Source organism: Halomonas citrativorans (genome assembly GCF_900163645.1).
GTDB lineage: Bacteria > Pseudomonadota > Gammaproteobacteria > Pseudomonadales > Halomonadaceae > Vreelandella > Vreelandella citrativorans.
Genome location: NZ_FUKM01000059.1, coordinates 16,272 through 40,029, shown reverse-complemented (window position 1 = coordinate 40,029; position 23,758 = coordinate 16,272). Strand labels below are relative to the sequence as shown.

Here is a 23,758-nt window from a genome sequence, read left to right as displayed (position 1 = left end):
CCGCTATCGCCTCACTCTTCAACTTCCACACCGACTGCGTGTTCATACACGAGTTGGCCGCCCAGCCAGCCAGCCAGCGCTACCAGTCCGGCGGTTACCACAGAAACCGCAATGCCCCAGGGCAGCACCAACTCCGGTTCGCTAAAGCGGATCAGCCAGTTAAGCGAAGCAAGCGAGAGCATGACAACAGCGACAATAGCGTGGCTCCAGCCGGTAATAAGACGGCGAATTTGGCCTACGCTCACCAGGTCAATGGTGCCCGCGATACTCGCCAGCCAGCCCCCAAGTGCCCCTATACCCGCCAGCCACAAACCTACGCGCAGCCAGAAAGGATCATCGGTATACCAGTATCCCAAATCGCAGGCTACCAGGGCCATCAGTGCAGCAACGGGAAAGTGAACCATCAGCGGATGCAACGGGTGGCCAGAAATAGAAGCGCGACTTTTGATATTACGCCTATTGGAGTTTGCCATTATCACTTCCTGTGGGCAGAAAAAAGGAATAAACAATGAGGGAACGCTACTTATATCACGTCGCCTTGCTGTGTATTCAACGTGCTGTGCCGCAGCGGGTCAACCGGTTCATGCTCACCCTGCTGGGCACTCTGACGTTAGGTCTTACAGGCTGCGCGGGTGATCTATCTATTCTAGACCCCGCTGGGCAAGCTGCACGCGATGTGGTCCTAATCTGGTGGATAATGCTGACATTTGCCACGGTGGTGCTGATTGGCGTGGTGGCGTTATGGCTTTATACCTTCAAACGTAAATACCAAGAACGTACGCCTCAAGAGGAGCGCAAAATTGCTCGCCGTTGGATTATTGGTGGGGGCATTTTACTTCCTGTTTTGAGCGTTACAGCGTTACTTATTTTTGGGGTGCCGACTGGCAAGCGAATGTTGCCGCTACCGTTGAGCCAGCCCCCGGAAGTAATTGAGGTGATCGGCCACCAATGGTGGTGGGAAGTTCGCTACCCGGGAGCAGAAGGCGGAGAAGTCATTACCGCGAACCAGCTCATCATGCCTGCGGGGGAACCTGTAGATTTTCACGTTACCTCCGCCGATGTTATTCACTCCTTTTGGATACCCAGGCTAGGTGGCAAGATCGATATGTTACCCGGGCGTACCAATGTTATTCGCCTTGAGGCCGATGCGCCGGGCGTCTTTGGTGGTCAGTGCGCGGAGTTTTGCGGTACTCAGCATGCGAATATGGAGTTTTACGTTGAAGCCGTAGAACGTGAAGCGTATGACGCGTGGCTCGCTGAACGGCAGGAAGAGCGCTTGGCCGAACGTGCACTTGCAAATGATGACTTTGCCCAAGCGCGGGATGAGTTTGCATCTACCTGTGCCAACTGCCATAGCGTTGCTGGACTCTCTGCCTCCACTATTGGGCCTGATCTTTCTGATATTGGTGCGCGCTATACCTTGGGCGCGGGCACGCTCCCCATGGAGGAGGGGGCTATTCACTACTGGTTGGAAAATCACCAAACGCTTAAGCCGAGTAACAAAATGCCATCTCATAACTATATGGATACTGCCACCTTGGAGTCCCTGGGTGCTTGGCTGGAGACCTTGACCCCATGACAACGATTGATCGCGACGCAAGTGGCCCTGAAGACCTTCAAAAGTTACACAATGACCTTGCAGAGGTATGGGCAAACCCTGCTGGTTTAAAAGCATTAACCATTGTTAACCACACCACGCTTGGCCTTAGATTTATGGTCACCGGGATGGCCTTTTTTCTGATTGGCGGCATTTTGGCGATGCTGATTCGCACGCAGATTGCGACACCCGATCAAGGCTTTTTAACGCCCGAAATCTATAGTCAAGTCACCACCATGCACGGCACGGTGATGATGTTTTTGTTCGCCATCCCCATTTTGGAAGGCTTGGCGATCTATATGATCCCCAAGATGATTGGCGCGCGTGACCTGGTGTGCCCGCGGTTAACCGCGCTGGGCTACTGGTGTTATCTATTTGGCGGCATCATTCTTTCTTTCAGCATGGTGCTGGAAATGGCGCCGGATAGCGGCTGGTTTATGTACACGCCGCTTAGCAGTAGCGAGTATTCGCCAGGCCTCGGCTCCGATTTCTGGCTGTTGGGGATCACCTTCGTTGAGATTTCGGCGCTTTCAGCCGGGGTAGAGTTGGTGGTTTCCATTCTACGAACCCGTACTCAAGGGATGGCGCTGAACAAGATGCCGCTGTTTGCGTGGTACATTTTGGCCATGGCGCTGATGATTGTGGTGGGTTTTCCACCCCTTATTCTGGGCAGTATCTTGCTGGAGCTTGAGCGTGCTGTAGGCATGCCATTTTTCGACATCGCAGGCGGCGGCGACCCGGTACTCTGGCAGCACCTGTTCTGGCTATTTGGCCACCCAGAGGTTTACATCATCTTTCTGCCGGCTGCCGGCATCGTCTCGACGCTGATTCCCGTCTTCGCCGGTCGGCCTATCGTAGGCTATGGCTGGGTTGTATTCGCCATTACCGTGATGGGATTTATTAGCTTTGGGCTATGGGTTCACCACATGTTTACGGTGGGGATCCCCCAACTGGCTCAGGCATTTTTCTCAGCCGCCAGTATGCTGGTGGCAATACCTACCGGTATTCAAATCTTTGCCTGGTTGGCCACACTATGGCTTGGTAAACCCAAAATGAAACTCCCGATGTTATGGATCGTCGGATTTTTGGTCATTTTTGTGTGCGGTGGTTTAACCGGCGTTATGTTGGCGCTAGTGCCCTTTAACTGGCAGGTGCATGACACACACTTTGTCGTGGCGCATATGCACTATGTACTGGTAGGCGGCATGCTTTTCCCGTTAATGGCCGGGCTTTACTACTGGTTGCCGCTCTTTTCAGGGCGGATGCCCTCTGAAACGATTGGCAAGTGGGGCTTCTGGCTGGTGTTTATTGGCTTCAATGCCACCTTTTTGATTATGCACTGGACGGGTCTTTTGGGAATGCCCCGGCGGGTTTATACCTATGACACGGGATTGGGCTGGGATATTTTTAACTTGTTGTCTTCCATTGGCGGGTTTGTGATGTCGGCAGGGTTCGCCATGGTGCTGATTGATATCGCGCTGCACTTTCGCTACGGCAAACCCGCCAAAACCAATCCATGGAATGCGGATACGCTGGAGTGGGCCAATAAACTGCCACCGACTCCCTATAACTTTGTCAGCTTGCCTACTATTGAAACACGTCACCCGCTTTGGGAGCATCCTGAGTTGCCGCAGGAGATGGAAGAAGGCAAGCACGGCCTGGCCTCAGCAGACCACGGCCGCCGTGAGATGTGGGGCACCGATCCGCTAACCGGCAAAGTGCGTGAAATTATTCATGTGCCCAGTAACTCCTGGTGGCCGCTTTTTGCTGCTATGGCGCTTGCGATAGTGTGTATCAGCCTGTTGTTGCGCTGGTACCCGTTAGCCGGTTTGGGGGCAGCGGTGGCGGTCGTTTTCCTGCTGCGCTGGTCGTGGGAGAACGGGGTCCATCCTAAAGCGGCGCCTAACGCTAATGTTACGCCTGGCGACCCACCGCTGCACTCCCGAACAATGGATGGCCCCGGCGTTTGGGCCATGACAACCGCAATGATCGCCAATGGATCTTTTTTTCTATCTTATCTATTTGGCTGGTTCTATCTATGGACGATATCGCCTGAATGGCGGATGCCCGAGACATCGCCGCTTTCCTTAATAGCGCTTGTCATCGCGGGTGGCGCATTAATGGGTGGTGCGGCGTTAATGGAGAAAAGCGTACGGGGACTGCGTAAGCAACAAGAGCGTGGCTTGGCGTTTAACTTTTACGGCGCCGCGCTATTGGGCGGCATTCAGTTTGCGCTGATTTTATGGGTAATGGTGCGTGCTAATCTGGCGGTTACTGAAACGTCGCATGATGCAATTCTGATGGTAGGCCTCTACTACGCGCTGTTGCATAGCGCCTTGGGGGCCGTACTTTCTCTGCTCCAGGGCTTACGTGTTGGTTACCGCTATGTGGGATTGCATGCGCCGTTTGAACCGGTAGTCGTCGCTTATTTCTGGCGCTATAACGTGGTGGTGTTCTGGATATTGGTTGTTGCGCTGGCCGTGCTACCGCGCGTGATTGGAGGCTAAGCGATGAAAGCAATCGTGCAGCGATTAAATCTTACTCATCCGGGCCATTTTGTAGGTGGGTTGACGCTTTGGAGCATCTGGTTTGTCGCCATTTACGGCGGGCTATCGGTTGCCTGCGCAGTGGTGCCGCCTGAGCCTGACCAGGGTGCATTTAACCATATCAATATCACTCTGTTGTTGCTGAGCCTGGTAACCGCCGTGCTATTGGCCGGGCTTGCCTGGGGGTGTTTTCAGGAAGCTAAACAGCATAAAGGGCGGCAGCACTTTAATGCCTTTGTATCCGCATGGCTATACGTGTTTTCCGCCTTGGGCGTGGTGTTTGTCGCCGGGCCGATGGTTGGCTTACCGCCTTGCCTATAAGCGGTAAAGAGCCACCGATGCAGGCGCAGGGGGAGCCAAGCGCCAAAGAAGCGCTGTACACGCTAAACGGCATGTGGTGCACCAGTTGTGCGCTCGCCGTAGAGGGCGTGCTTAACCACCGTAAAGGGGTTGATAGCATCAGCGTTCACTACCCAACCGCCACGCTATGGGTAAAAGGCGCCGCTGAGGCTATCTCGCTCGACACGTTGGCCCCTAAAGTAAAACGCCTAGGCTACCGGTTAACCGAGCTGGAACCCAGTGCGGACGCGCATGCGCGCCTTGAGCAGGAAAGCCGCTATTTGAGTTTACGCCTGCTGGTGGGGGCCGTGTTTGGCATGTGGACCATGCTGGCATCCCTGTTGATTTACGCAGGAGCGTTGCCCAACTCAACGGTTGAGTGGGTCGTCGCTTGGGTGTCGGGGGCGTTTTCTATCCCCGTTGTGACCTTTGCCGGGTGGCCGTTTTATCGGGCGGGCCTGCGCACGCTGCGTGCCAAACGTCCGGGCATGGACGTGCTGGTTACTCTCGGCGTTTGGTCTGCGGTCATGGTGTCATTCGGGCTTTTGTGGCGCGGCTCTGCCGAGGTGTATTTTGATACGGCCGTCATGCTCATTGTGCTTTTGCTGGGCGGGCGGCTAGTGGAAACGCTGTGCCGTCATCGCGGGTTAAAAGCCCTTGATGTCTTGTCCCAACCCAATGATGAGGTGCTGGTGTGGGAGGGCGCCAAGTGGCAGGTGAAACCCTTGGTGGAGATTCAGCCGAGTGCCAGCGTAATGCTAACGCCAGGTGAGCTTATTGCGCTGGACGGCATTTTGGAAGAAGCCGCATGGGTGGATACCGCATCGCTGACGGGGGAGAGCACGCCTCGTCACTTTCCTAAAGGCGAGCCGGTTTATGCCGGCTGTCGGTTACTAGGCAGCGCTGATGTCAGTATGACGGTCACCCATGCTTTGGGCGAGCGGCGTCTGGATCGTCTTCGCGACCAAATGCGCCATTACCAGACGCAAAAGGGCGAACTGCAAAAACTCGCCGACCGCTTTGCTGCCTGGTTAAGCCCTGTGGCGTTAATACTGGGAATAGCTATTCTGCCGGTGGGGCTAATGTTAGGGCTTGGCCTTGAAGATGCCGCCGTTCGAGCGCTTTCAGTACTGGTAGTTGCATGCCCCTGTGCCGTAGGTTTGGCCGTGCCATTGGCAAGCCTAGCGGGGAGCGGACGACTGTTAAACCAGGGGATCGCCTTGCGCGACCCAGCAGCGCTTGAAACGCTGGCGAGAGTTAAAACCATTGCCCTGGATAAAACCGGCACGTTAACGCAGGGCGAACCGGTGCTAGTAAACTGGGTAGGCCGTGAAGGGGTGACCGAGCAAGCGGTTAAAGCCACGTTGTATCAAGTGGCAGCCAATAGCCAGCATCCCTTGGCCCAAGCGCTCAAGCGTTGGGCGGACTCTGACCAGACATACGTGCCGCGGCAAGCCCAGGTGGTAGAAGAGGTGCCTGGGCAAGGGGTGCACCTTTACTTGCCAGAACATGGCGATATTTGGCTCGGCAGCCAGCGCTTTTTAAGTAGCCAGGGTATTGAGCTGCCTGAATATGAAACGGATACCTCACTTGCCGCCTCTGAAGTGGTACTTGCGGACGCCTTGGGCTGGCTAGGCAGCTTCTATCTTGAAGATACGCCGTATGAGGATGCCGCGTCGAGTATTCAATCACTGCAAGCCGATTACTGGGTGGTCATGCTGAGTGGAGATAGGCCTAGCGCCGTTGAGGCGGTGGCTGAGCGCCTTGGGCTGGCGCCGAATGCATGTTTTGCAGAACGTTCGCCAGAGGCGAAAGCCCGACTGGTTCAGGTGCTGCCTGGGCCTACGATGTTTGTGGGCGATGGGGTTAATGACACCTTAAGCCTAGCGGCCGCCGATATTGGGACAGCTCCTTTCAACGCCAGTGAGGCCGCCCGTGAAGGCGCAGCTGCACATTTACTCAAACCGGGTGTTTCTAGCCTGGTTGAGGGGCTTGCCACTGCTCAGGCAACTCGGCGTGTCATGTTGCAGAATTTAACCCTGTCGGCCGTCTATAACACGCTAGCACTTGGCTTGGTGATCGTGATGGCCATTCCCCCGCTGGTGGCGGTACTGGCCATGGTCGCCAGTTCATTAAGCGTTACGCTGAATGCCGCCCGGCTTGCCTGGCGTGATTGAGCATCTGAACCAGTAGGCAATCAAAACGAGAGCGAGGGATAACCCAGTTCCTCGGCCAGCCGTTTTGCCTGGTTTTTGACCCAGGAAGGGTCAATTGGCCCCCAACTGATAATCCGGTATTCACCACTGTTATGGCGCTCGCCTTGGGTCGGCTGAAACTGGCATTCAATGTCCAGTTCGGCAAGCGACGCGATAGTATCCTGGGCCGTACGACGCGGCATGCCGCAGGAGCTCACGAGCGCAGGTACGCTAGCGACGCCCTGGTCGATCAGGTAAGCCACGTAAAGACGTCGATAAAAGCTGGATTTTGTCTTGCTGAGAGAGTCGGTCATAAAATCTACTGTGTGAGTGTCTTATAAATGAGCGCGGACTAAAGCATACGGAACGTCCTCTGCCACAGCCACCGTTTAATACGTATGCCTACTCTCTTTAAAGACGCCATGTCGCATGCGTTAACGCAGACGATTGATGCGCTTCACCTCACGGCTGAAGGCACTGCTCATGTAGGGTGATCATTGGTCATCGGCCTGGCAAACATTCTACCTACCTGTTCGATTCTATTCACGAGCGCCGTAAACTGCTTTTTCAGCGCGACCTATTGGAGGGCAGGGCTGTCAGCAGTAGTACCCGTTTTTAGTGGCGCTTGGCAGTGCCCTGCGGCAAGGCGTGCTGCATATGGCCGATGTGGTACCGCCTGCCGGGTATAACGAGTCTGCCAGCAACTTCTATCAGCGAACCGGCTGGCAGGATGAACTTTGCCTCGCCATTTGTCTGGATGATGCCCGCTGGATAGTTATCTGTCTGGAATTACCATACAAACAGGTAAAAAAGCACTTTCGCCTGCTTAATCGCGAGTAGCCGTAAGTAGAATGCCCTTTCTGGGGTGCAACTTTTTTTGGGTCAATTAATCATTTTGTCATTCTAAGGTGCTGTAGTAGTCGGCTTTTGTAAAAATAAGCAGGATTACAATGACACCCATACATAAAGTGCTCTACCTGGTTCGCCATGGTCAAACCACCGGCGATATCGAAGACCGTTTCGGTGGCTCCTATGACGATCACCTGACGCCGCACGGGCGAGAACAAAGTAAAGAGGTTGCAAGGGCGCTTCAATTAATAGGCGCTGAATCATTATATGCAAGCCCACTTATCAGGGCGCAAGAAACCGCCGCTGCTATTAGCGAAGCCACGAACATTACGTGCCGAACGCTTCCTGATTTTCAGGAGCGAAATCGCTATGGAGTGTTAAGCGGATTGCTTAGATCTGAAGCAGCACGCTGTTTTCCAGAAGAAGTTAAAAAAATTAACGATGAAGAAAGTAACGTCGAAGGATCAGAAACATATTCGGCTTTTAAGAAAAGGGTTTTATCCACACTTGATAAGCTAAAGCACGACCTTACGGAGTCGTCTTCCATCCTTGTGGCTCATGGCGGCATTATCCGCCTTCTACTTAATGAATTGTTTGATATTCAGCATGTTAAAGTAGGAGATTGTGCTTATTTTAAGCTAACAGTTTTAGATGATATTTACGAAATCAGCGATGTGCAGGGAATAACCTTTCGGTCAGCTTCTAAAGCTTACTATAAATAATTAGCCTGATTGAAAAAGCTGGTGGGATAGCTTATTAAATAATATTTATTAAATTTTTATAAAAGCAAAACAAGGCTCTAACATCATAATGCCACGCTGTTGTCACACCGGTGTCACCAATAACCGTCATTCTTCGAGTAAGTGAGTATCTGGCGTTCTTCATGCGAGGAGGGTGCGGCAAATGGCTGAGAATATTAATAGTGCTGTGCAAGAGGTCTTACCAAGCCAGGGTCGCAGAATAAAAGTCCGACGCAAGGGCACGCTAAGGCAGTGGCTCACGCTTGCATTGCTGGTGTATTTCCTGATCTGTGCCGTATCCATCATAGGTAATGGCTTTAAGATTGCCGCGGGCGGCCATGCCGCTCAGTTGTTTGAAGTTGCCACCAACCCCTTTGTTGGTTTGATGATAGGGATTGTCGCGACGGCCCTGATACAGTCATCTTCAACCGTTACTTCCGTTATCGTGGCGTTTGTGGCGGGTGGCCTGCCTGTCGCTATGGCGGTGCCCATGATTATGGGCGCCAATATTGGTACTACTGTCACCAATACATTGGTAAGTCTGGGCCACGTACGTGATAAAGCCGAGTTTAGGCGCGCGTTCTCTGCCGCAACGGTGCATGACTTTTTTAACTTGCTGGCCGTGGCGATTTTTCTGCCCATTGAGCTTATTTTTCATCCGCTTGAAAAGCTGGCGAACGCTACGGCGTTTCTGTTTTACGGCGATGCCGATCTTTCCATGGGCAGTATTAATATTGTCGGGATGGCAACAAAGCCGATTACCTCTTCGGTTGAAAGTGTCGCCATGAACCTGCCCACGATTGCTGGTGGCGTTGCCATGATTATTTTTGGCATTGCCGTGATCTTCTTAGCGATTCGTTATATCGGCGCACTGCTGAGAGTACTGATGGTAGGGCAGGCAAAAAATATTATGCATAACGCCATTGGACGTGGCCCCGTCGCCGGTATTGCTTCTGGTGCTGTGGTGACGTTTTTAGTCCAGTCTTCCTCTACCACCACAAGCTTAATGGTGCCGTTAGCTGGGTCAGGCGCGTTCTCTTTACGTCAGATTTACCCTTTCACATTAGGCACCAACATTGGCACGACGTTTACCGCGCTACTTGCTGCCACCGCAATTACTGGGGCAACTGCCATACTGGCGCTGGAAATCGCACTGGTTCATCTCTTCTTTAATCTATTTGCGGTTGTGGTGATTTTTGGCCTACCTTTTTTAAGACCACTGCCTGTTAAGGGTGCCGAGTGGCTAGGTCGTGTCGCCTCAGAAAGAAAAGCACTCGCCGCTGCTTGGGTATTAGGCGTATTTATTGCCGTGCCAGCCATCCTGATTGCGCTCACCACGCTGTTTTGAGGAAACGTCCATGACCAATCAACACGAGCTAGTGTCAACATCGACCGCTGAACTCAAGGCCATGCTGGATGACTCTTCCGAGCTCATTGAAGAAATAAGAGAGGAGATAGCGCAAAGAGAAGCGCAAGAGCGAGAACTGGAACCTTTCGACACGTTGATTAAAGAAGCACGACCCAAAATGAACGAAATTCGTAGTTTCTTTACGTTAGTGCTCAATGAGCTACGCCACCGGCCTAAATAAGCGTTACGAATAGCGAAAACAACAGGATTACTCATTTAGGCATTTGTTTGGCACTTTCAGTAAGCTGAGAGTATGTTAGGCAAATGCTTTTTGTATGGGATCAGTTAGGTCATGCCATCCTGTGAATCTCATGTCTTAACTTGTTTCCAACAGAGCATTGTTGTTTGTTCGTTGGTACAAATGGTTGCTTGTTGAATATTTCTTTTTCTAATTCTTGATCGAGTCACCCAGTATTCATTGAATGATGGCTGGATAAAATACCTTTTTACTCATGATGTCTTATTGTAAAACAGTGGCTTAAGTTGTTTTTATTGGATGGTCATATCGTGCTATGGCCTTGAAGATAATCCTATACCGTTGTGTAGATTAATGTGGGAGCCATTGTTTTGATGTTTGTAGAGTCAAGGTTTTTAATCTATTGATAAGTTGGTTGTTTTCTTATGCTCGTTATTAAACCACTTTTCTACCCGTTGGGTACTACGAGAAAGAAATGTTACGCCTTGGTTGGTAATATTTTTAGCAGTTTCAAGTGGATAGGCGTTTTTTGGCGAAATAATTTTTTAAATTATACTTACGATGTTTCATTTTTAAGATTTTGTCATAGACTAAAAGCACCACCCATGTAGATATAGTAAATTTTGATGGTTTGATAGGGTGGTCTTAGCTGATCTTTGAGCAGTAAACGTGATCCATATAAAAAACTGGGGGTAGTACGATGGATGTCAAAGGGTTAAATGCACGTAATGATAATGACGATGTATATGCATCAATTGACTTGGCGACATCGTTGCCGAAATCCGGGTTTCCCGATGAAGAACGTAATCCTCACAATGTATTTAGCGCCATTCGTGACGAATTAATGCTTGATGGAAATTCCCGCCAGAACTTGGCAACATTTTGCCAAACATGGGTAGATGATGAAATTCGTAATTTGATGGATCTTTCAATCGATAAAAATATGATCGATAAAGATGAATATCCACAAACTGCGGAAATCGAAGCACGCTGCGTTAGGATGTTAGCAGATCTCTGGAACTCACCCTCGCCAGAAACAACCATGGGATGCTCGACGATTGGCTCTTCAGAAGCCGCAATGCTTGGTGGGTTAGCGCTTAAGTGGCAATGGCGGAAAAAACGTGCGGCAAAAGGGCTGCCCACTGATAAACCAAATATGATTTGTGGGCCGGTACAAATTTGCTGGCACAAATTTGCCCGTTATTTTGATGTTGAACTGCGTGAAATTCCGCTGGAAGGCGATCGCTTGATTATGAGCCCAGAGGAAGTTATCAAACGCGTTGATGAGAATACGATTGGTGTCGTACCAACGCTGGGCGTTACCTTTACCTGCCAATACGAGCCAGTAAAAGCCGTAAGCGATGCACTGGATCAATTACAACAAAAAACCGGCTTGGATATTCCTATACACGTTGACGGTGCTAGCGGGGGCTTTTTGGCTCCGTTCTGCGCGCCAGATCTAGTGTGGGACTTCCAACTCCCGAGAGTGAAGTCAATTAACACGTCTGGCCACAAATTTGGGCTTGCACCTTTGGGAGCTGGCTGGGTGATCTGGCGTGAAGCAATAGACTTGCCCGAAGAGCTCATTTTTAACGTTAACTATCTCGGCGGTGATATGCCGACATTCGCGCTCAATTTTTCGCGCCCCGGTGGGCAAATCATTGCGCAGTACTACAACTTCCTGCGACTTGGGCGTGAAGGTTACGCCAAAATCCATAATGCCTGTTACGCTACTGCGCAACATATTGCGGACGAGATTGGTAAGCTAGGTCCCTTCGAAATCCTCTTTGATGGGAACAGCAATGAAGGTATTCCTGCGTTGGCATGGAAGCTGAAAGAAGGCGCAAATATTGGCGGTTATACGCTCTATGACCTGGCCGACAAATTACGTTCGCGCGGCTGGCAAGTCCCCGCTTATTCTATGCCAGCTCACCGTGAAGACTTGGTTGTCCAGCGTATCCTTGTTCGTCATGGGGTGAGCTACGATCTAGGCTGCTTGTTAATTGAAGATATGAAGCGATCGCTTCAGCATTTTGAAAATCATCCCGTGGTTAATCCATTGTCAGAAGATGAAGCCAGCGGCTTTAATCATTCCTGATTTGAGACTTTTTGGTTGTTAGAGCGGCTAGACATCGCCGCTCTAAATAGCGAATAAAAGAATGACGGATTAATAATTCGTTTCTTCGGGGAATAAATATGGATAATACACAATCGACAGCCGCGCCAAAGCAGCTTTCGTTATTGGGTTTCTTCGCGATAACGGCTTCAATGGTAATGGCGGTATATGAATATCCTACCTTTGCAACATCGGGTTTCTCTCTGGTCTTCTTTCTTATTCTTGGTGGGGTTCTGTGGTTTATTCCGGTAGGACTTTGCGCAGCAGAAATGGCGACAGTTAAAGGCTGGGAAGAGGGTGGGGTTTTTACGTGGGTATCCAAAACGCTAGGTGAACGATGGGGGTTTGCGGCAATCTCCTTTGGATATTTGCAAATTGCTGTTGGCTTTATTCCTATGCTTTATTTTGTGCTAGGCGCACTCTCTTACATTCTTAATTGGCCTGCACTGAATAGCGACCCGATAGTCAAGACGATTGCGGCGTTGATTATATTGTGGGGGTTAGCGTTAACTCAGTTTGGCGGTACCAAGAATACGGCGCGGATTGCAAAGCTAGGCTTTTTTGCAGGTATTCTACTGCCCGCTTTTATCTTAATTGGGCTTGCCATTTTATATCTTCATTCAGGTGCGCCGGTCGCTATTGAAATGAGTGCACAGACGTTTTTTCCCACCTTCGGTAGTATGAGCACCCTGGTGGTGTTTGTCGCTTTTATACTGAGTTATATGGGGGTTGAAGCGTCGGCTACCCATGTCAATGAGATGAAAAACCCCGGTCGTGATTATCCTCTCGCCATGTTGTTTCTTATGGTTTCTGCCATTCTCTTAAGTTCACTCGGTGGGTTGACAATTGCGTCTGTTATTCCTCACGAGCAAATCAACTTATCTGCGGGCGTGATGCAAACGTTCAGTGTGTTGATTAACCACTTTGGCAGCCATTTTGAATGGGCTATTCGGATTATTGCTGCGCTGCTGTTGCTGGGTGTGCTGGCTGAAATAGCCGCATGGATTGTTGGACCATCACGCGGTATGTTGGTAACCGCGCAGCAGGGTATCTTGCCGGCGCGTTTTGCTAAAGTAAACAAGAACGGAGTGCCGGTGGCGTTGGTTATTTCTCAGTTAATCATTACAACTATCGCATTGATTGTTTTGACGAATACGGGGGGAGGAAATAATATGTCCTTCCTGATTGCGCTAGCGCTAACAGTCGTTATCTATCTGTGCAGCTACTTTATGCTATTCCTGGCTTACATTACCCTTGTTCGAAAACAGCCTGAAAATCAACGTACCTTCAATATCCCAGGCGGTAACAAAATAAAAATTGCTGTTGCAGTGGTGGGGTTACTTACTTCTTTAGTTGCTTTTGTCGTCTCCTTCTTTCCTCCCACGGGGTTGCCAGGAAAAGAGTCTAACGAAGTTTATACCGGTTTGCTGATCGGCTGTTTCCTTGTAGTGCTAGCGATTCCGTTTATTATTTATGGAGTGCATAATAAAAGCGCTGCGCCAAAAAACCTTAAACTACACCACATCAAGCCCCATACAGCGCCCGAAGGTCACTACTTTATTCATCCCAAAGCCCGCAGTACGCATCACATCGTTGTTGATGGAGAAAAACTGCATTGATGAACCATGAAAGGATGTTTAGAAATGTGGTCCATTAGATTTTAAGCAGAGCTATGACGAATAGCGAAAAACAACAGTATTAATCACTCAGGCATTTGTTTGGCACTTTCAGTAAGCTGAGAGTATGTCAGGCAAATGCCTTTTTCATGGGCTTTAATAAAAAAGATCGCCCTGAGCGTTGGGCGGGCGAAAGTCTCGGGTATTCAGCCCTTGCTCGGAACGAGATTGAAAGTTCCACTGGCGGCTGGCGCGATTAAAGCGTTGTGCAATCATATCGGCAAAAATACCTTCGCCGCGAAAGCGCTTACCGAACTGAGCGTCGTAGGCCTTGCCGCCCCGGCATTGGCGAATCAGGCTCATTACCTTGGCCGCACGCTCTGGGTAATGGGCTTCCAGCCAGGCTTCAAAGAGTGGAGCGACTTCATGGGGCAAGCGCAGCAGCATCCAGGACGCCGTTCGTGCGCCAGCACGGCTGGCGGCCTCAAGAATCCGCTCTATTTCATGATCCGTTAATCCGGGTATGACCGGAGAAACAAGTGTCCCGACGGGAATGCCTGCAGTATTAAGCTCACGGATAACTTTTAAACGCGCTTGAGGAGAGGCCGCACGAGGTTCAAGCGTGCGTTTCATATTGGCGTCCAGGCTGGTCAGGCTAATAAATACGCGCACCAGGCGGTGTTCGGCCATCTCAGCCAGCATATCCATATCCCGTAACACTAACGTGCTTTTGGTCACAATAGTGACTGGATGGCGGCAAGCCAATAATAGCTCAAGCAACTGGCGCGTTAATTGGCGCTTGGCTTCTAGTGGCTGGTAACAATCGGTATTACCAGAGAGATTGATTGGTCGGCAGACGTATCCAGGCTTGCAAAACTCCTCACTTAATCGCTCAACCAGGCCATTTCTTGCAATCAGCCTGGTTTCAAAATCAAGCCCCGGCGACTGATCCCAATAGGCATGAGAAGGGCGGGCATAGCAGTAAACACAGCCATGTTCACAACCTCGGTAAGGGTTCAATGAGCGATCAAAAGGTAAGTCTGGCGACCGGTTCCAGGAAAGCGCACTCTTACTGGTTTCTTCGCGTACTTCAGTTGCCCGTGTGGGGGAAGTCTCTTCGCGCCACCATCCGTCGTCTTCTGCCACGCTATGGGTTGGGGCAAAGCGGTTGTGCGGGTCATAGGTTGCCCCGCGGCCTTTGTGCACGGTGGTCCGTATTGGTGATTTGCCGAGAGACGCCATACGCCTGCCTCTTTCTAGATTGGTGTATATATATACAGTATATGTGTTGTGACCAAGCGTGCAAGCGTTACTCAGGCGAAACCCACAATGAACAGTTTTACGGATCGGCTGCTGATTGCGATTCATGTTTATTAGAAATAATTGACTTACCTTCATTGGTGTTCATGAAAATGACATTTTTAGGCGCTACGATTTGTTGGATATCGAATTAGCTAAATTTATTTTAGGGATGAAAATGAAGAACTTTACGCGCAATGCACTCACGTTGGCACTGGCATCGGTCATGGTTACGCCGGTATTAGCGCAGGAAAACACAGCTAAGAACGTTATTTTGATGATCACCGATGGTACCGGTATCGAGACGTTCCGTGCGGCAAGTTACTTCCGTCACGGCGCGCTGGGCCATGAAGTTTATGATGAGTTTGACACACAGCTTTTCATGGCAATGCATCCGTTAAACACCTCTACCACACCCACCAAGAGTGATGACGGTACGGTTACGTTTGAACCAGCCGAGCTCTGGAACGATGAGGCGGTAGACACCGTTTACGAAGGTAGCCTGGGTAACTACAAGGGCTACTTTGCCGGTTACGACTACGCTCGGGCTGATTACACCGACAGCGCTGCAGCGGCAACGGCGCTGGCTTCAGGCCATAAGTCCTATAACAGCGCCATCAACTGGTCCAACGATGATGAGCCGCTTAAGCATATTGGCGAATACACTGTTGATAGCGGCCGCGCTCTGGGTGTTGTCTCATCGGTGCAGGTCTCCCACGCGACGCCTGCCGGTTTCATGGCCCATAACGTAAGCCGCAACGACTATAGAGCAATTGGCCGCGAAATTGTCGATTCTGGCCTTGCCACTGTCGCCATCGGTACCGGGCACCCCTATTACGATGCAGCCGGCGAGCATGTCGATAACCCCGGTGAGAGCGATTTCCGCTTTATCGGTGGCGAAGAGACCTACCAGCGCTTGGTAGGCGGCGAAACGGATTACGCCTTTATCGAAAGCAAGGACGATTTTGAAGCTCTGGCTGCTGGTGAGTTGGATCTTCCCAAGGACAAAGTACTGGGCCTGGTGCAGAACATTCAGACGCTGCAATACAGCCGCCCCGGCGTAACCGGCGGTAATCTACTGGATACGTCACCAAGCCTTGCCACACTGACGGGCGGCGCTTTGAACGTGCTCAACGCCAGTGAAAACGGCAACGAAAATGGCTTTTTCCTGATGGTTGAAGGTGGCGCTGTGGATTGGGCTGCTCACGCTAACAACCTGCCGCGTATTATCGAAGAGCAAATCGACTTCAACGAAGCTGTGGAGGCGGCCGTTGAGTGGGTAGAAAACAACAGTTCCTGGGACGATACCTTGATCATTGTAACGACTGATCACGGTAACGGTTTGCTTCAAGGTCCTGACTCTGATGTGAATGCCTATAGCCCGATCGTTAATCAGGGTGCTGGCGCGCTACCCTTGGTACGTTGGCATTCCGATACCCACACGCGTGAGCTGGTACCGTTGTATGCCCACGGCGCGGGCGCTGAGTTCTTCTTCGACATCGCTCAGGCAGAAGGCGGTCTTTCCCGCTATGAAGTAGACGAAGACAGCCACTACTGGATCGACAACACCGACGTATTCCGCGCGGGCCTGAACGCTTTCGGTATCGAAGCTGAGTAAATACCCACGTATTGCAAGTACAACAGAGCCGCCTTCGGGTGGCTCTGTTCCGTTGGTAACCACTGCCTGATATCACTTCGCCAACTATCAATCCACTCACTACCCCGAAAAGAGTCAGATATGAAGCTTCGTAACACTCTTTCACTGCTGTTATTGACAACACTAGCCAGCACGCCAGCATTTGCACTTAATGCTGAACGCGCGCCCACCGCCAGTGGTCACGCCTACGCTGAGCCTTATAAAGCTGTTCGCAAAGAGGGCGTTTTACATATTGAAGTACGTTTCGTGACGGACTACCCTGGTTACTCTGGCGAGATCATTTATGAAGATATCCCGCTAGATCGAATTGACGGGCAGATCTACGCCGAGTTCGGCGACCAGTCGTTCTCGCTGCTGCGTGAAGATGGAGGTGTGGTCGCGCCAGACAACTTGCGGCTGAGCTTTAACTACGAACCAGACAAGAACCCACGCGTAGGTACCTGGAAAGCCGATTTTGTCGCCCCCATGCACGACGTTAACGAAGTCATGCTATTCATGCCTAACGTTGCGCCCATTGGTCCGATTGTCATTCGGGATCGTTAAACAACCGGTTCTACATTCGTCCGTTATACAGAGTGTAGCCGTACTGCTTCATTGCCTTGGTAAGAAATTACCAAGGCAATGTTGTATCGGGTGCCAGGTTTTTGGGCCAAATTTGGCTTATGCTGGAGGTTTAAATGTAAGGTAAGCCCGTGAAACCTTTCTCCATTCTTTTGATTCGATTACTCGCTATTTACCTCGCCATTACGCCTTTGCTACGCGCATCTCCGCTGCTGTTTAGTCCAGGCTACGATGCGGAGCTAGCCCAGTGGCTGCCATGGCTCGCAGCCACTGCTGTTCTTCCTTTCATCGCGGGTATCGTACTGTGGTTTTCTGCGGTAACGCTGGCCAATAAATTTCTTGGAGAAGAGCGTGCTGAGCCTGCTTTAACGATTGCCGAGGAGGGCTTGGTACGCGCAGGCAGCTTCTTGATCGGTGTGTATCTTTTCGTTCAGCATTTGAGCACAGCGATTGGCCAATGGGCGTGGGGAGGCATAGTGGCCTACGGCTCGCTAGCAGTGGTTGTACTCAGCATCGGATTAATACTCGGTACCCGCTTTTTAGGCAAGCTGTATAGGTGGTTGAAGTATTTCGAGTAATTTTGAGAAGGGGCGGCTAGTAACGCACAGTTTTCACGTAAGTACTTGGATTTACGCCTGATCCAAGAAGCCTATAAAAGAGGATGTTGAATTGGTAACGAGTAATCAACCTGTCGCTCTGATGATCATCGATATGCAGCGGGGTATGAGCGACCCTGCCGCTGGCGAGCGCAATAACCCTAATGTGGAAGAAAATATCCAGCGCCTGCTTACAAAGTGGCGTAGTACATGCTGGCCGGTGGTGCATGTACGGCATATCTCTCGGACCCCCGGCTCGCCGTTCTGGCCGGGACAGCCAGGCGCAGAGTTCCAGCCCGCACTAGTCCCGCAACCTAAAGAGCACGTAGTGGAAAAGAACATACCCTGTGCATTTACCCACTCAGGCTTAGAGCGCTGGCTTCACGCTCGCGAGATCAAGCGGCTGGTTATCGTCGGTGTGAGTACCAGCAATTCGGTTGAAGCCACCGCTCGCACGGCCGGTAATCTTGGCTTTGATACCCACGTCGTCGCCGATGCCACGTTTACCTTTGCTAAGCAGGATTACGCAGGCACTTATCGCACGGCGGATGAAGTGCATGCTATGTCACTGGCGAATCTGGAAGGGGAGTATGCGGTGATTACACGCACTGATGAAGTGCTGTTAATAGTTAGTTAACTCAAATAAAGTTCATGACTTTGTACACTGCAACAGCGCCCATAACCTGTGCTCATGCTAGTACATATTCAAAGTAACATTGCACTGCGTGCCTTTTCAGCAACGGTGCTGTGAACGGATGACCGTAGGGCAACGAGTGAATAGTCAAACTTCCACACTAATGCTACCCGTGACTACGCTGGCACTGTTCACGGTAGTAGATAGTATTTGGCCTAGCGAAGAGTAGAGTGCATTGGAGGTTGACTGGGCCAGTATACGGTCAAGTTTGCTCATATCTTCTTCCGCCTTTTTAAGCTCTCGGCGGGCTTCTTTATCCTCTTGACGTAGGCGAATCTTTAGCTCGTTCATCGCTTCCTGAAGCTCTTTTTTTGTGTCGATCAAAATACTGCGTAGAGCGTGTTCGCTGGCGCTAATTCCTTGAGAACGGCGATCATCCTGCGGTTGCAAAGAGGTGATTACGGCCTTTGGCGCGTCATTGGTCGTGGTGGCTGCACCCTGCGCTTGCTCGCTCTGTTCATCATCCTGGTTCGCCATGGTCGCCTCCGCACTGGCGAGCATCGCGTTGGCGGCTTGAGCGTCAGCTTGTGTATCGGCGCTGCCGTTTTCAGCACTGTCAGAAGAAGCGGTAGGGGTGACACTGCTTGTTGGCTGGGCGCTCGTTACCGTAGGCGTGACAGAAGGACCAGCGCTACCACCGCCGCTATCATTTAATTGCCGCGCTGCCACACCTAGCTCGCGTGCGATGCTTTTAAGCTCTTTAGCCATGGATTTGAGCTGTTCTGGTGATGCGAAGCGCATCATCGCTTTAAGTGTTTCTAGCCGCTGCTTTAAAAAGCCGACTTTCTGCGAAGCATTTTGCATCGCTGACTCTTTTGGGCTGGGCAGGGCCGCCAGTTGCTCAAACGCCTCTTTCTGCTTTTTAAGGCGTTTAGTCAGTGCATCGTCAGCATCCGGTGCTGCCACCATCGGGCTCTTTTGGCTTGCGACCCGAGACACCTTCAAAGCGGACGAAGATTCGTGACGGGTACCTATCAACATAAAATTGGAAAATCCGATCTTCATGGTCGATCCTTCGTTGTTATTAATAGACGTTATCGGCCATTTATAAGCTAACTTTAGTAAGGTTGAACTGGCTTGAGTGATTCCGCCGCATAGGGTGATTGATAGGAGTAAGGTTCGGAATTTATGACGATGCCAACCAAAGATACGATTGTCTGGCAGCGGTTGGACCTGCCAGGACACGAGTTATGCAACGTGAGCAGCGGCGAAAGAGGCCACCTGCTGACAGGAACTTCCATCTTCGTAGCCGAGGGCAACAAGTGCTTGCTCTCCTACAGAGTCGTGTGCGATGCGGCTTGGAAAACGCAAGAAGTGCATGTGGCCGGTAACATTAATGATGAGCCGATTGACGTGGTACTTATGGTCGAGCCTGGCAATGTGTGGACGTTGAACGGGGTTGAGCAACCTCAGGTTGAAGGGTGTATTGACGTTGATCTCGCCTTTTCACCAGCGACTAATTTGCTGCCTATCAGGCGATGCGATATGGCTATAGGAGACTCCGAGCAGGCAGTCGCTGCTTGGTTAACATTTCCAGAGCTGACGTTAGAAAAGCTACCTCAACGTTACACCCGGCAATCAGAGTCAATATTTCACTACTCATCCAGTGGCGGAGCATTTGAAACGGAATTAACAGTAAAATCATCGGGTTTTGTATCTAACTATCCGCTCTTGTGGCGAGAAGAGCGTGTTGAATAACCATTTTTTGTCGTTACCACTCGATATAAGTGAAGTTGATGGTAATAGTGTCGATACGCTCGATAACTTCAACGGTAATGCGCTTGCCGTGTTATTTGTTCCATGTGTTAAAAGGGTTGATATTTCAGGACGTGGCTTGCGTGAATACGTTGTGCTTGTAAAGCGAAAATAGCATTTCGAGGGCGTTATCTTGTTAAATTAAAACAATGAGCTAATAGGGTTGGCAAATAGCTGGCCTTATCTTTGCTCACAGTATTTATCGGTAGAGATTGGGCTAAGCGCTTTCCAAACACGTTCCTGAAAGACAGCACTTTGAATATCCTGAGGCAGTTTAATTTTATTTTCAGATGCTTCAATGAGCGTAATCACTTGTTCAATGATGGCAGAGAAATCCACGCCAGCATTTTCGGGATGCGCGCTAGGAAAGCGCTCCTGGATCAGGGTAGGTAAAACGCTGGGATCATCGCCCAGCACAATAGCGGATACACGCGCTCTGTGCCGGCCACTAACATCCAGCCTAGGGAACATGGTGCGGTATCTCGACTTCGCACTCTACAAAAAAAGCGCCGGTGTCACTCACAGGAGGGTTTCAAATACTATGCTTACAGATCCTTGGCTTAATCGATGGTTACCGTTGGTGCGCGAGCGCGCAGGTAAAGATAGTGTTCTTGAAATTGGGTGTGGCCACGGCGATGACACGGCCGTCCTCTCAAATGCCGGCTTGAGCGTTTACGCTTTCGATTTGTCTCGTACGGCGGCAGGGCTCGCCAAAATCAGAGTGCCCAAGGCCGTAGTGGAATGTAGAGACGTACGTGATCCTTTCCCTGAACAGTGCTGCGAGCCAGGTGTTGTGGTGGCGAGCTTATCGCTGCACTACTTCGCTTGGGATGAAACGCAAGCACTTATCCGAAAAATACGATCTACGTTACGTCCTGGTGGCATTCTGCTTTGCCGTCTTAATTCCACTCAGGATCGCAACTTTGGAGCCAGCGGTCACCCGCAACTCGAATCAAACTTCTTTCTTGTGGACGGTGTGCCCAAGCGCTTTTTTGACGAAGCTTCTATTGAATCACTGTTCGCTGTTGGCTGGAAAAGGATTTCAGTGGAACACTATTTCACCGGCAAATATGTTAAGTCGAAGGCGCTATGGGAAGTCGTGTTGGAGAAAGAGGGTGCATAGTGAGTATCTGCCCGGCGAAGGTGCTGGATACGATAATCAACTTTGTATGTCATTAAGCTTCCATTAACCGGTTTAGGCGGTATAAACAGTGCACATTGCCAGGTTAAAAGCGGCACAGAGTGATCGCGATTTTATTTGGAGTGCTTATGAAAGCGCCTACCAGAACGTTGTCGAGCATCAGTTCGGCGCTTGGGAGATTAAGCTTCAAAAGTCAGCCTTTGATGAAAAATGGCGCCAGGGTGGTTTTGAAGTCTTGGAGTTAAACGGTAGGTGTGTCGGTGCAGTATGGGCAACCAATGAAGGGGGATTTCTACAACTTCGAGACCTGTTTCTTTTAGCTAAATATCAAGGCCGAGGAGTTGGTTCGCACGTTGTGCTCCAGGAGCTGGAGAAGGCAAGAGCGCTAGGCGTGCCTTTACGGCTGCGTGTTTTAAAGCAGAGCCAGGCCATCGCCCTATACGAGCGGTTGGGTTTTACAATATGCGGTGAGACATTAACGCAGTACTGGATGGAAGTGAACTAACACGCTGTTTTCGTCGATACAGCATCAATACAGATTACTTATAAAAAGTCCCGGCTATTACGCCAGGACTTTGAATAAACGCTTTTCTCTGTTTCTTAAACTCGCTAACTCTTTTTCCTCGTCGCTTTTTTGGCGTTTTCAGCTTGTTGGCTGTTGGTGCTGGCGCCGTCACCTGGAAAATGCGCGCGCACCAACTCCAACAACCCTTGGGTCGAGGCATCAAAGTCGGCTGCGTTAGTGTCGATACGTTCGCTGATTTCACCGGCAATACGCTTGCCGAGCTGAACACCCCATTGATCAAACGAGTTGATGTTCCAGATCACGCCTTGAACAAAGACCTTGTGCTCATACAGCGCGATTAGCGCGCCCAGGTTTTTGGGCGTTAGCTCATCCAGCAGTAGAGTGCTGGAAGGGCGGTTGCCGGGGCAGCTGTAGGGGTCGTGCTGGCTTAACTCTTTACCGTCGCCCTGGCTGCCTTCCATAAAAGCGTTGGCCTGGGCGAGCATGTTGGTTAATAGCGCAAAGTGGTGGTCTTCCATGCCAGGCTCCGGCTTGAGCGAGGCGATAAAGTCGATAGGTACGTAGCGCGTGCCCTGGTGCAGTAGCTGGAAGAAGGCGTGTTGACCATTGGAGCCGGTTTGCCCCCATACAATCGGGCCGGTTTTATAGTTGACCGGGTGGCCGAAAATATCCACCGATTTGCCGTTGGACTCCATATCCAGCTGTTGCAGGAAGGAGGGCAACTGGTTAAGCGCCTGGTCGTAAGGCACGATGGCTTGGGTTTCTGCGCCAATAAAATTGATATACCAGATGCCGATAAGCGCCATGAGCACCGGCATATTCTCGGAGAAAGGCGCCTCAATAAAGTGGCGGTCCATCTCGTGGGCACCTTCCAGCAGCTCAATAAACCCTTCAAAACCGATAGATAACGCGATCGGTAAGCCGATTGAGGACCACATGGAGTAGCGTCCACCCACCCACGCCCAGAACTCGAACACATTCTCTTCACGAATGCCGAATTCCATGGCCGCTTTGCGGTTGGTAGAAGCGGCGACAAAGTGGGCACCTACATCCGCGTCGCTTCCGGCGTTCTCCAGGAACCAGCGCCGCGCTGTTTTTGCATTGAGCAGCGTTTCCTGGGTGGAGAACGTTTTGGTCGAGACGATAAACAGCGTGGTGGCCGGGTCCAGGCGCGAAAGCACCTTCTGGATATGCGTGCCGTCCACGTTGGATACAAAGTGAAAGTGCATCTCCGGATGACGATATTTAAGCAGCGCGCGCACCGCCATATTAGGGCCAAGGTCCGAGCCGCCAATCCCGATATTAACGACATCCTTGATCGACTGGCCGCTGTAGCCTTTCCATTCTCCGCTGCGTACCGTTTCAGAAAACTGTTGGATCTGTTCGCGGGTGCGGGTAATTTCCGGCATGACGTCTTCGCCGTCGACATACACCGGTTCGTCACTCAGGTTACGCAGTGCGGTATGCAGTACCGGACGGTTTTCGGTAACGTTGATAATATCGCCAGAAAACATTTGTGCCCGGCGCTGCACCAGCGCGGAGTGGTCAGCAAGCTCTATCAGTTTGGTGAGCACTTCGTCGGAAACATGGTGCTTTGAATAGTCCAGAAACAGACCGCCGACCTTGAGGTTCATCTTCTCAAAGCGTTTCGGGTCGTTAGTGAAGTAGTCTCGGATGCGGTCGTTATGGGTGTTGTCGCGCAGGCGTTCAAGCGCCTGCCACGTAACGCTACGGGTGAGTTGAAACATAGAGCGCGTGTCCGTTGTTGTTGAGTGGCAAATGTTAACTGGGGTAAATGGCGGTGATATCGATTATGTAAAAATACTACATAAAAAAGTGATAAGGGCAACTATCCATTGAGCGTGGCGATAAAACAGGTAATAAAACAGCAATGACGTCAGCAGCTTTTTATACAGGGCTAACCACG

Annotated in this window: 23 protein-coding genes; 17 read left to right on the top strand and 6 right to left on the bottom strand. The window is 50.9% G+C overall.

Features of this window, described 5'->3' with window-relative positions:
- Window positions 1–11: 11 nt before the first annotated feature.
- Window positions 12–473 carry a DUF2231 domain-containing protein gene (locus CZ787_RS17360; protein WP_087111585.1) on the bottom strand — a complete coding sequence of 154 codons (462 nt, stop codon included), beginning with the start codon at window positions 471–473 and terminating at the stop codon, window positions 12–14.
- A 35-nt stretch (window positions 474–508) separates the two neighbouring features.
- Between CZ787_RS17360 and coxB the strand changes: the two genes are divergently transcribed.
- Genes coxB through CZ787_RS17340 form a run of 4 tightly spaced genes read left to right on the top strand, consistent with a single transcriptional unit; the run spans window position 509 to window position 6,659 of the window.
- The gene (coxB, locus tag CZ787_RS17355) at window positions 509–1,579 is read left to right on the top strand and encodes a cytochrome c oxidase subunit II (protein ID WP_087111583.1); all 1,071 of its coding nucleotides are present in this window, start codon (window positions 509–511) and stop codon (window positions 1,577–1,579) included.
- A complete protein-coding gene (ctaD, locus tag CZ787_RS17350) occupies window positions 1,576–4,104 on the top strand; it encodes a cytochrome c oxidase subunit I (RefSeq protein WP_087111581.1) in 2,529 nt (842 codons plus the stop codon). The genes coxB and ctaD overlap by 4 nt, the downstream gene beginning before the upstream one ends.
- A 3-nt stretch (window positions 4,105–4,107) precedes the next feature.
- Window positions 4,108–4,464, top strand: a complete 357-nt coding sequence (locus CZ787_RS17345) for a hypothetical protein (RefSeq protein ID WP_087111579.1) — start codon at window positions 4,108–4,110, stop codon at window positions 4,462–4,464.
- A 17-nt stretch (window positions 4,465–4,481) separates the two neighbouring features.
- Entirely contained in the window at window positions 4,482–6,659 is a 2,178-nt protein-coding gene (locus CZ787_RS17340) for a heavy metal translocating P-type ATPase (protein ID WP_254908650.1), read from the top strand.
- 20 nt (window positions 6,660–6,679) lie between these two features.
- Here the strand turns inward: CZ787_RS17340 and CZ787_RS17335 are convergent, their stop codons facing one another.
- Window positions 6,680–6,991 (bottom strand): winged helix-turn-helix domain-containing protein, encoded by a 312-nt coding sequence (locus tag CZ787_RS17335; RefSeq protein WP_087111577.1) that lies wholly within the window; start codon window positions 6,989–6,991, stop codon window positions 6,680–6,682.
- Between the two features lie 343 nt (window positions 6,992–7,334).
- Between CZ787_RS17335 and CZ787_RS17330 the strand changes: the two genes are divergently transcribed.
- The 6 genes from CZ787_RS17330 to gadC all read left to right on the top strand — a co-directional run bounded on the left by CZ787_RS17330 (window position 7,335) and on the right by gadC (window position 13,605).
- On the top strand, window positions 7,335–7,517 hold the full coding sequence (locus tag CZ787_RS17330) for a hypothetical protein (protein ID WP_140399007.1): 183 nt from the start codon (window positions 7,335–7,337) through the stop codon (window positions 7,515–7,517).
- A 110-nt stretch (window positions 7,518–7,627) separates the two neighbouring features.
- Window positions 7,628–8,248, top strand: a complete 621-nt coding sequence (locus CZ787_RS17325) for a histidine phosphatase family protein (RefSeq protein ID WP_087111573.1) — start codon at window positions 7,628–7,630, stop codon at window positions 8,246–8,248.
- Between the two features lie 181 nt (window positions 8,249–8,429).
- Window positions 8,430–9,614 carry a Na/Pi symporter gene (locus tag CZ787_RS17320; protein ID WP_087111571.1) on the top strand — a complete coding sequence of 395 codons (1,185 nt, stop codon included), beginning with the start codon at window positions 8,430–8,432 and terminating at the stop codon, window positions 9,612–9,614.
- 10 nt (window positions 9,615–9,624) lie between these two features.
- Window positions 9,625–9,855 (top strand): hypothetical protein, encoded by a 231-nt coding sequence (locus CZ787_RS17315; RefSeq protein WP_087111569.1) that lies wholly within the window; start codon window positions 9,625–9,627, stop codon window positions 9,853–9,855.
- Window positions 9,856–10,570: 715 nt separating this feature from the next.
- Complete coding sequence (locus tag CZ787_RS17310) at window positions 10,571–11,968, top strand: glutamate decarboxylase (RefSeq protein ID WP_087111567.1); 1,398 nt, start codon at window positions 10,571–10,573, stop codon at window positions 11,966–11,968.
- A 98-nt stretch (window positions 11,969–12,066) separates the two neighbouring features.
- Window positions 12,067–13,605 carry a glutamate:gamma-aminobutyrate antiporter gene (gene gadC, locus CZ787_RS17305; RefSeq protein WP_087111565.1) on the top strand — a complete coding sequence of 513 codons (1,539 nt, stop codon included), beginning with the start codon at window positions 12,067–12,069 and terminating at the stop codon, window positions 13,603–13,605.
- 153 nt (window positions 13,606–13,758) lie between these two features.
- Here gadC and CZ787_RS17300 read toward each other — a convergent pair whose 3' ends face one another.
- On the bottom strand, window positions 13,759–14,844 hold the full coding sequence (locus CZ787_RS17300) for a PA0069 family radical SAM protein (RefSeq protein ID WP_087111563.1): 1,086 nt from the start codon (window positions 14,842–14,844) through the stop codon (window positions 13,759–13,761).
- Between the two features lie 235 nt (window positions 14,845–15,079).
- Here CZ787_RS17300 and CZ787_RS17295 point away from each other — a divergent pair, with 235 nt between their 5' ends.
- The 4 genes from CZ787_RS17295 (at window position 15,080) to CZ787_RS17280 (ending at window position 18,352) form a co-directional block, all read left to right on the top strand.
- Complete coding sequence (locus CZ787_RS17295; protein WP_087111674.1) at window positions 15,080–16,519, top strand: alkaline phosphatase; 1,440 nt, start codon at window positions 15,080–15,082, stop codon at window positions 16,517–16,519.
- 120 nt (window positions 16,520–16,639) lie between these two features.
- Complete coding sequence (locus tag CZ787_RS17290; RefSeq protein ID WP_087111561.1) at window positions 16,640–17,101, top strand: hypothetical protein; 462 nt, start codon at window positions 16,640–16,642, stop codon at window positions 17,099–17,101.
- A gap of 149 nt (window positions 17,102–17,250) precedes the next feature.
- Window positions 17,251–17,697 carry a hypothetical protein gene (locus tag CZ787_RS17285; protein WP_087111559.1) on the top strand — a complete coding sequence of 149 codons (447 nt, stop codon included), beginning with the start codon at window positions 17,251–17,253 and terminating at the stop codon, window positions 17,695–17,697.
- Between the two features lie 91 nt (window positions 17,698–17,788).
- Entirely contained in the window at window positions 17,789–18,352 is a 564-nt protein-coding gene (locus CZ787_RS17280) for a cysteine hydrolase family protein (protein ID WP_254908649.1), read from the top strand.
- A 144-nt stretch (window positions 18,353–18,496) separates the two neighbouring features.
- On the opposite strand, the gene CZ787_RS17275 is transcribed toward CZ787_RS17280, so the two are convergent.
- Window positions 18,497–19,414, bottom strand: a complete 918-nt coding sequence (locus tag CZ787_RS17275; RefSeq protein ID WP_087111555.1) for a hypothetical protein — start codon at window positions 19,412–19,414, stop codon at window positions 18,497–18,499.
- A 123-nt stretch (window positions 19,415–19,537) separates the two neighbouring features.
- On the opposite strand from CZ787_RS17275, the gene CZ787_RS17270 reads away from it, so the two are divergent.
- Entirely contained in the window at window positions 19,538–20,107 is a 570-nt protein-coding gene (locus CZ787_RS17270) for a putative glycolipid-binding domain-containing protein (protein ID WP_087111553.1), read from the top strand.
- Between the two features lie 237 nt (window positions 20,108–20,344).
- Here the strand turns inward: CZ787_RS17270 and CZ787_RS17260 are convergent, their stop codons facing one another.
- Window positions 20,345–20,635, bottom strand: a complete 291-nt coding sequence (locus CZ787_RS17260) for a hypothetical protein (protein ID WP_087111549.1) — start codon at window positions 20,633–20,635, stop codon at window positions 20,345–20,347.
- Window positions 20,636–20,705: 70 nt separating this feature from the next.
- Here CZ787_RS17260 and CZ787_RS17255 point away from each other — a divergent pair, with 70 nt between their 5' ends.
- A complete protein-coding gene (locus tag CZ787_RS17255) occupies window positions 20,706–21,287 on the top strand; it encodes a class I SAM-dependent methyltransferase (protein WP_087111547.1) in 582 nt (193 codons plus the stop codon).
- Between the two features lie 88 nt (window positions 21,288–21,375).
- Window positions 21,376–21,810, top strand: a complete 435-nt coding sequence (locus CZ787_RS17250; protein ID WP_087111545.1) for a GNAT family N-acetyltransferase — start codon at window positions 21,376–21,378, stop codon at window positions 21,808–21,810.
- Between the two features lie 104 nt (window positions 21,811–21,914).
- Here the strand turns inward: CZ787_RS17250 and pgi are convergent, their stop codons facing one another.
- Entirely contained in the window at window positions 21,915–23,579 is a 1,665-nt protein-coding gene (gene pgi, locus CZ787_RS17245) for a glucose-6-phosphate isomerase (RefSeq protein ID WP_087111542.1), read from the bottom strand.
- Between the last annotated feature and the right edge of the window lie 179 nt (window positions 23,580–23,758).

Coding starts and splice junctions, on each gene's coding strand:
- pgi (WP_087111542.1), bottom strand. CDS start 23,579: ATGTTTCAACTCACCCGTAGCGTTACGTGGCAGGCGCTTGAACGCCTG.
- CZ787_RS17310 (WP_087111567.1), top strand. CDS start 10,571: ATGGATGTCAAAGGGTTAAATGCACGTAATGATAATGACGATGTATAT.
- CZ787_RS17260 (WP_087111549.1), bottom strand. CDS start 20,635: ATGTTCCCTAGGCTGGATGTTAGTGGCCGGCACAGAGCGCGTGTATCC.
- CZ787_RS17335 (WP_087111577.1), bottom strand. CDS start 6,991: ATGACCGACTCTCTCAGCAAGACAAAATCCAGCTTTTATCGACGTCTT.
- CZ787_RS17300 (WP_087111563.1), bottom strand. CDS start 14,844: ATGGCGTCTCTCGGCAAATCACCAATACGGACCACCGTGCACAAAGGC.
- CZ787_RS17290 (WP_087111561.1), top strand. CDS start 16,640: ATGAAGCTTCGTAACACTCTTTCACTGCTGTTATTGACAACACTAGCC.
- CZ787_RS17275 (WP_087111555.1), bottom strand. CDS start 19,414: ATGAAGATCGGATTTTCCAATTTTATGTTGATAGGTACCCGTCACGAA.
- CZ787_RS17330 (WP_140399007.1), top strand. CDS start 7,335: ATGGCCGATGTGGTACCGCCTGCCGGGTATAACGAGTCTGCCAGCAAC.
- CZ787_RS17295 (WP_087111674.1), top strand. CDS start 15,080: ATGAAGAACTTTACGCGCAATGCACTCACGTTGGCACTGGCATCGGTC.
- CZ787_RS17360 (WP_087111585.1), bottom strand. CDS start 473: ATGGCAAACTCCAATAGGCGTAATATCAAAAGTCGCGCTTCTATTTCT.
- CZ787_RS17270 (WP_087111553.1), top strand. CDS start 19,538: ATGACGATGCCAACCAAAGATACGATTGTCTGGCAGCGGTTGGACCTG.
- CZ787_RS17345 (WP_087111579.1), top strand. CDS start 4,108: ATGAAAGCAATCGTGCAGCGATTAAATCTTACTCATCCGGGCCATTTT.
- CZ787_RS17340 (WP_254908650.1), top strand. CDS start 4,482: ATGCAGGCGCAGGGGGAGCCAAGCGCCAAAGAAGCGCTGTACACGCTA.
- coxB (WP_087111583.1), top strand. CDS start 509: ATGAGGGAACGCTACTTATATCACGTCGCCTTGCTGTGTATTCAACGT.
- CZ787_RS17325 (WP_087111573.1), top strand. CDS start 7,628: ATGACACCCATACATAAAGTGCTCTACCTGGTTCGCCATGGTCAAACC.
- CZ787_RS17320 (WP_087111571.1), top strand. CDS start 8,430: ATGGCTGAGAATATTAATAGTGCTGTGCAAGAGGTCTTACCAAGCCAG.
- CZ787_RS17315 (WP_087111569.1), top strand. CDS start 9,625: ATGACCAATCAACACGAGCTAGTGTCAACATCGACCGCTGAACTCAAG.
- gadC (WP_087111565.1), top strand. CDS start 12,067: ATGGATAATACACAATCGACAGCCGCGCCAAAGCAGCTTTCGTTATTG.
- ctaD (WP_087111581.1), top strand. CDS start 1,576: ATGACAACGATTGATCGCGACGCAAGTGGCCCTGAAGACCTTCAAAAG.
- CZ787_RS17255 (WP_087111547.1), top strand. CDS start 20,706: ATGCTTACAGATCCTTGGCTTAATCGATGGTTACCGTTGGTGCGCGAG.